Source organism: Liquorilactobacillus uvarum DSM 19971 (genome assembly GCF_001434935.1).
Classification (GTDB): domain Bacteria; phylum Bacillota; class Bacilli; order Lactobacillales; family Lactobacillaceae; genus Liquorilactobacillus; species Liquorilactobacillus uvarum.
Genome location: NZ_AZEG01000082.1, coordinates 1 through 1,975 on the forward strand (window position 1 = coordinate 1; position 1,975 = coordinate 1,975).

The 1,975-nt window shown below is 28.3% G+C and carries 2 pseudogenes; both read left to right on the top strand.

Features of this window, described 5'->3' with window-relative positions:
• Positions 1-39 precede the first annotated feature (39 nt).
• A pseudogene (locus FD20_RS14080) lies at positions 40-1,031 on the top strand (TIGR04141 family sporadically distributed protein).
• A 345-nt stretch (positions 1,032-1,376) separates the two neighbouring features.
• Positions 1,377-1,899 (top strand): annotated as a pseudogene (locus FD20_RS14135) (nucleotidyltransferase); the annotation flags it as partial.
• Positions 1,900-1,975: the final 76 nt, after the last annotated feature.

Below are 1,975 nucleotides of genomic sequence, written 5' to 3' on the forward strand. Positions count from 1 at the left end.
AGGAAGCTGATCTTTTTTGTCCGAACAGCGTTCGGATTAATTTTACAATCTACCTATAGAACAAATGGATTTGAATGGTTAGATAATATCCAAGATGTCAGAGACAACAATGTAAAAGAAAAACTGAATGATTTATTAGTTAAGGCTATAAAAGATTCAGATGAATCGCTACATATTTCACCAAATAAAATTATCGATTGGGAAAATATTAACGGCTTTTATCTGACAGGAATGAAAAAGAGAAAAAATAAGGCAAACATAGATTTAGACTATGAAACTTATCTTAACTATATTAGAAGGTATTTTAAAGATAAGAATAATGCTGCTATAATAAGAAAGTTGAAAAAAGATAAACTTGTAGTAGTTGACGGCTCTGATGAAGAAGAAACGATTTCTAATGTTTATGATTCAGTGATTTTTGAAGAAGTCTGTGAGAATAAAAAATATCTGTTGTGTTTTGGAATATGGTATGAAGTAAGTAAAACATTCTATGAAAAAATAAGAAGTAGAATACGAAAAATCAAAAAAGCAATCTTTTCTTACCACCATGTAAGGTGAACGAGCAAGAAGGAGATTATAACAAAAAAATTTCGGATTTTTCAAAATCATTTGTACTTCTAGATAAGAAAGATTATCAACCTCAAGAATATGGTTATAGCAAAGTTGAACCTTGTGACATTTTAACAAATAAAAATCAATTTATACACGTAAAGAAAGGAGAAAGTTCTTCTAAGTTAAGCCATCTTTTTTTACAAGGATTGGTTTCAGCAAAAATATTAGCGCAAGATAGACAGAACTTTATAGAGCATATTAATAGTAAAATAACAGAACAAAACAAAAAATTTTTTTTAAGTGCAAAAGATAAAAATGAAAAATTTGAAATAATATTTGGAATTATCAATAAGAGAAAAATAAATAACCAAGATTTATTACCTTTTTTTTCGATGATAACTTTAATACAAGTAGTAGATGAACTAAACGTAATGGGCTTTAATTATTCATTAATGATGATTAATCGAGAGACGGATTAATAAGAGTTGAACTAAGCCAATTTTTTGAGAGTTATAGCCAGTTTCAAATTTGTATAGAAAGTAATAAAAATATATAGAATTTAAAAAGAAAATCTCGGTATTACAGCAAAATAAGTTCGAATTGAAAAAGTGAATATAAAATGTACTAACAAAGATTGATGTCCTTGTTTTTTAGCCATCATCTAATTTCAAAGAATTTAACAGAATTAGAAAGAGAGATACAACAAAGAAAATAAAAACTCTGTTGTTAGACTGTAACTTGAAAAAAGTTTTAATTTTTGGAAGAGCGAGATATTAGTGTATGATTGTTCACGAGAATTTAATGAATTTTAGCGTACAAAGGCTGTGCTTTCGGCAACAAAACAAAACGAATTGAGAGAAAAAAAGCTAATATAAAAAGATTAAAAACTGGTTTATTGGAATATAATGATGAAAAAAAACTGACTTTAAGATTGCTGAAGATAGATTCAGGGTATTATGGCTATGCATACTGTTGTTCAAAATGATGAAAATGATTATGACATAGAAGTTGGTATAGTATTTGGATCAGATAATCTTTTTGAACGCGATAAAAAAAATGAGGCAATTTGCAGATGAGTCACGTGTAAAAATAAGTTGTGTTCGTTTGATGTATTTAACAGGTTATCATGTTGATTTTGCAATTTTTAAAAGGTATAAGAACTTGCTGGAAAGCGAGTACATTTATAAGCATGCAGGAGATAAATAGTCAGCAAGACACATTGAGGCATTAGAGGAGTGGTTTTGTGCGGAAACAAAAGGAATAAAAGATAACTTAAGTAAAGTTGTTCGATTGTCTAAAATGTTTTGTAAATCTAGAAAATCATGGAAAAACATCCTAAGTGGATTAAGTTAAACCGTTCTATGTGACTGCTCCTATCCTAGTATTTGGTACATAAATTTCTGAACAGTTGTGCCATAATTAA